At 64.3% G+C, this 4,357-nt stretch carries 4 protein-coding genes and 1 pseudogene; 3 read left to right on the top strand and 2 right to left on the bottom strand.

Annotated elements, in window-relative coordinates; genetic code table 11:
• A pseudogene (locus ACFMO5_RS03300) lies at positions 1 to 812 on the bottom strand (hypothetical protein); the annotation flags it as partial.
• Positions 813 to 843: 31 nt separating this feature from the next.
• Positions 844 to 1,119: a hypothetical protein gene (locus ACFMO5_RS03305; protein WP_376791344.1), complete on the bottom strand. Its 276-nt coding sequence runs from the start codon at positions 1,117 to 1,119 to the stop codon at positions 844 to 846.
• Between the two features lie 785 nt (positions 1,120 to 1,904).
• On the opposite strand from ACFMO5_RS03305, the gene ACFMO5_RS03310 reads away from it, so the two are divergent.
• From ACFMO5_RS03310 to ACFMO5_RS03320, 3 genes are all read left to right on the top strand, one after another.
• Positions 1,905 to 2,570, top strand: coding sequence for a LexA family protein (locus ACFMO5_RS03310; protein ID WP_376791345.1), 666 nt, complete (start codon positions 1,905 to 1,907; stop codon positions 2,568 to 2,570).
• Positions 2,567 to 3,640, top strand: coding sequence for a DNA translocase FtsK (locus ACFMO5_RS03315; RefSeq protein WP_376791347.1), 1,074 nt, complete (start codon positions 2,567 to 2,569; stop codon positions 3,638 to 3,640). Before ACFMO5_RS03310 ends, ACFMO5_RS03315 begins: the two co-directional genes overlap by 4 nt.
• A 105-nt stretch (positions 3,641 to 3,745) precedes the next feature.
• The gene (locus ACFMO5_RS03320; protein ID WP_376791346.1) at positions 3,746 to 4,228 is read left to right on the top strand and encodes a hypothetical protein; all 483 of its coding nucleotides are present in this window, start codon (positions 3,746 to 3,748) and stop codon (positions 4,226 to 4,228) included.
• Positions 4,229 to 4,357 lie beyond the last annotated feature (129 nt).

Genomic DNA, 4,357 nt, shown 5'->3' on the forward strand with positions numbered 1-4,357 from the left:
CCCCGCCACCACACCGGCCGGTCCCGCTCCCGGGCCAGCACGAGGGTCCCGGTCATCACCAACGCCTCCCCCATCGGCGCCGGCGCCCTCAGATCCCGAAAACCGCCGCGGGCCGGATCCTCCAGCCCCACCCGCCCCTCCAGCGTCACCCGCAGCCGCTGGGCGCCGATGCGGTCTGCGGGGAAGGCCTCTTGCCGCGCCCGCAGTTGGGCCGCCGCCCGCGGCACCCAGAGCTCCCAGGCCGCTTTCCGCACATGGGGCTGGAAGATCAGCTCCGGGCTCAGAAAATGATCCCAGGGGCTCTCCGGATGCAACCGCCGATGGGCCTCCCCTCGCAGATCCACCGCCACCTGGATGGCCCGGGCGCTCCGGTTCAGGAGCAACCACACTTCCAGCGCAGCCCCTTCCGCCCGGATCTGCCAGGGGAGAGGCGGCTGGATCAGGCCGCGGATCCCCCGCAGGGGGCGTCCCTCCGCCGAGAGGGGTTCCCACCGCCAGCGGGTGGGATCCGGCAGCAGGGCGCGATCGGCCGGCGTGAGGTGCTCAGGATCCGGGATCTCCTGAAACGCGCAGGCCGGAGGGGTCGGGGATGGAATCCTTGGGACCATCCGGGTGGGGGTGACCCCTTCTGAGGGGCGTGTGGGAACCGATGGAGGGGTGACCGGGGTGGGAGCCGGGGAAGGGGTGGAGGGCGGCAAGGGTTGGCAGGCCCCCCATACCCCCACCGCCAGCACCCCCCCAACCGCGACCGCTCGAATCACCTGCTCGGCTCGCCGGGCTAGGCCGTGGAAGACCCGCTCAAGGAGCGACACTTCCGGAACCCTCCACCCACACGATGTTACGTTACGCGTTAGTGGCCATCTGATGCTTCTTCCATTGGGCTTCCCGCAGGTAATTACCAAGGTAAAGAACCAGGGGGGTGAACCCGAGAAACAGTCGCTCCCAATCTGTAAATTCCATCGCGTGCCACCGAATTCGCGTGGCGGTGAACAGGGCGAACCCGATGGGAAGAACCAGGATGGTTTCAGAAGGCAGGCGAAAAGGAAGGCGATAGCGAACATTCCTCTCATCCCAAAACACCAGAGCATGCATCATCACGAGCAGCACATTCCCCGCCATTACCAGCCTATCCCGAGGAGGGGTTTGCGGGGCTGCAGAAATGAAAGCGAGTAGCCCCAATAGGAGTATCCAGCCGATAACATTTTTCCACATATGGACCCCTCCCTCTCCTTAGAGCCCTAGACACGGCCCACAAGGGCAGCAGTCATGAACCCATTGTAGACAGCAGGGATATGAAACGCAGAACGGGCATCATACTGTCGCACCCACCATGCAGAGCGGGCACATGGCAATTTAGCCGATGGCGCAGACGTAGCGAGAATCCCCACAGTTCACCGCGCAACATTGGGCCACGCAGAACCAATCCAGCTCGGCGCATAACTGGCAATCGTTCTCATAGGGCCCGAGCCAGCGGCCCCCGCTGCATCCGGGGCAATGGCTTATCGACTGGACAGCAGGCCCATCGCCTGCCCGGGTACCCGTCGTCGGCTGGCCGTTAAGGCTGCGGGCCGAAAGCGGCTGATTTTTCCACAGCTTAGGCCCGAGTCCGCTTCTCCGCAGTTTCCCTTAAGGATCTTCGAAGGCTGGAAGCTGTCGCCGATGATCCCCCGTCCTCGAAGCGCCCTAAGGGGAATGGCGCGGGGGCGTGTTTGAAACACTGGGCGTCTGAACGGGTCATTACCCCATTCCCTCATTTAACCCATCCTAGCCGTGCTGTCTACTGTAGAAATTACGGGCTTTGGACCTGTAAGTTTCTACAGGTCCCAGGGACTCGGGGCCTCTTGACAAATCCTCCTAAAGGGAGTATTCTTTGACTAGAACATTTGTTCTAACAAGGAGCGGCGATGGCGGATCGAGAGCGGTTGCTGGACTACCTGGAGGCTTACTGGGAGATCCACGGATATAGCCCGACCCTGGAGGAGATCCGCCGGCAGATGGGATACTCCTCCCGCGCCCATGCGCTCTACCACCTGCTCGCCCTTGTCCGACAGGGGTTGGTCGTCCGGGAGCCTGGGAAGCATCGGACCTGGCGCCCGGTCTCCCTTCCCACCCACATATCTGTCCCCCTGAAAGGGGTGGTCCCTGCTTCCACTCCCGATCAAGTAGGGGAAGTCGTCCCCCAGGATCTGGGGACGCTGCGGCTGCCGGCGACATGGGCGCCACGGCGCTGCCGGTTCGCCTTATGGGTCCGCGGGGAATCCATGATCGGCTTAGGGATCCAGCCTTACGACGTGGTGCTCATCGAGCCGGTCTCGTGGAACGAGGTTCGTTCCGGGGATCTGGTGGTGGTGCGGTTGCGGGGCCGGAACCAGATGACGTTGAAGCAGCTCATTTGGGAGGAGCCGGAGGACGGGAAAGGCGTAGGGACCCTATGGCTTCGGCCGGCCCATCCAGATCTGCAGCCGATGCGGTTGGATCGCCGGGCATGGGTGTTAGAGGGGCGCGTGGCGTTCCGGTTCGGTCCGGTGCGGGATCTGGGGGCGTGGATCCATGAAACGGATGGGCGCTGAATCGCTGGTCATTTTTTCTTCTTGCGAATGAAGCAAGAGGAGCCATTCCGATGAAGCAAAGGTGGCTGGAAGCCCAGGCGGATTTGGTGGAGCAAGTGCTTTGGCAGCATCGATCACCCGGTCGGGTGACGGGAGGTCGGGTCACTCCCACCACCATCCTCTTTCAAGTCGTTCCCGCCCCTGGCGTCCGCTGGGCCCGTCTGAAGGCGCTGGCGGAGGATCTGGCCCTGGCCCTGGGGGTGCCCGGCGTGCGGATCCAGCGGGAGGGACCGGTGGTGCAGCTGGAGATCCCTCGGTCGGATCCGCAGGTGGTGCGCTTCCTGCCGTTGTTGGAGCATGTACGCCAAGCGTTGCCCCGCTATCCTCCCTACACGGCGCTTCTCGGTTTGGCCGCCGATGGAGCACCGCTGTTGATCCGGCTGACCAGCCCCCAGGTGGCTCACATCCTGGTCGCGGGGACCACCGGGTCCGGCAAGACATCGCTCGCGCGGACGATGCTGACCAGCCTGGTGCTGGCCCATCGGCCTGGACAGCTGATGTTGATGATCGTGGATCCCAAGGGGACGGCCTTCGCGGCGTTCCGGGACCTGCCCCATACGCTGGCCTTCGCGGCCGGCGAGATGCCAGAGGCTGTAACCTGCCTCGAGGAAGCGGTCCGGCTGATGGAGCGGCGCTCGCGGGAGGGGATCTTCACCCCGCGGTTGCTGGTGGCCATCGACGAGCTGGGGGATCTGGTGCAGCAGGGTGGACGGGAGGTCGGGGAACTGTTGACCCGGCTGGTCCAGCGAGGGCGGGAGGCCGGGATTCACCTTCTGGCTTGCACCCAGAAGCCGACGGCGGCGCTTCTCGGTGGACGGCTGACGGCGAACTTCCCGGCCCGTCTGGTCGGGCGGGTGGTTTCGGCGGAAGATGCCCGGGTGGCGGCGGGGATCGGTGGGACGGGTGCAGAGCGTCTGCAGGGGAAGGGGGACTTCCTGGCGGTGGTGGGCGGGACGGTCACTCGCTTTCAGGCGGCCTACATCGCCCCGGAGGAAATTCGACGGATCCTGGGGCAGGCAGTTTCCAGATAGAGTTGGCATCTATGAACCCGGAACGGGTTAGGGGGTGGGGGCGATGTATCCTGGCACTTTTGCGCTCCGGCGCCCCTGCTCAACTTTCACGTTAAGGGGGGTGCGATGCGATCGGCGATAATAGGACTTCTGCTGATGCTCTTCGCGATCGCCTTCGGGATCACCGGGGCGATTTGGGTGGGGATCCGTCTTGGAGGGTGGGGTCTCGCGGTGATGGTCGGGGTGGCCATGGGGCTCCTAATCGCCCTTACGCTGGCCTGGCGAATGAGCAGGCCGGATCCTTATGGGGCCTCCTTCCGGCAGGGATCTTATCCCGGATGGACGTTGGGTGGGCCGGGGATTGAGGGGTACACCCGAGAAGGCGGTTATGGGTTCTCGGGATGGCCAGGCGGGATAGGGGTTCCTGGCCGGGAGCGGCCGGGCATGTCCTTTGGCTTCCCATTCCCGGGTATCCCTTGGGTCTCGTGGAGCACATGGATGCCAGGGCTCTATCCGACCCCGCCGGCTGCAGGGCCCAGGGAATGGCCCTTCATGCCCCCGACATCCCCCAGGCGTTTTACAGTGATTGGGGAAGAGGAAGAAGATTAAGGACTGGACTGTTTCTCTTCGTCCTCTCACATTTATCTTGTGTAGAAGTTACGCGGTTCAGAGTCCACGAGAGGAGGCGGAGGGGCCCCACCCCCTTCATCCCCCCTCCCCACGGCCCTTTGGGCCGTG

Source organism: Thermoflexus sp. (assembly GCF_042408365.1).
Taxonomy (GTDB): Bacteria; Chloroflexota; Anaerolineae; order Thermoflexales; family Thermoflexaceae; genus Thermoflexus.

What these genes read in the sequence shown, in the direction of transcription:
- ACFMO5_RS03310 (WP_376791345.1), top strand. Translation starts at nt 1,905, where the DNA reads ATGGCGGATCGAGAGCGGTTGCTGGACTACCTGGAGGCTTACTGGGAG.
- ACFMO5_RS03305 (WP_376791344.1), bottom strand. Translation starts at nt 1,119, where the DNA reads ATGGCGGGGAATGTGCTGCTCGTGATGATGCATGCTCTGGTGTTTTGG.
- ACFMO5_RS03320 (WP_376791346.1), top strand. Translation starts at nt 3,746, where the DNA reads ATGCGATCGGCGATAATAGGACTTCTGCTGATGCTCTTCGCGATCGCC.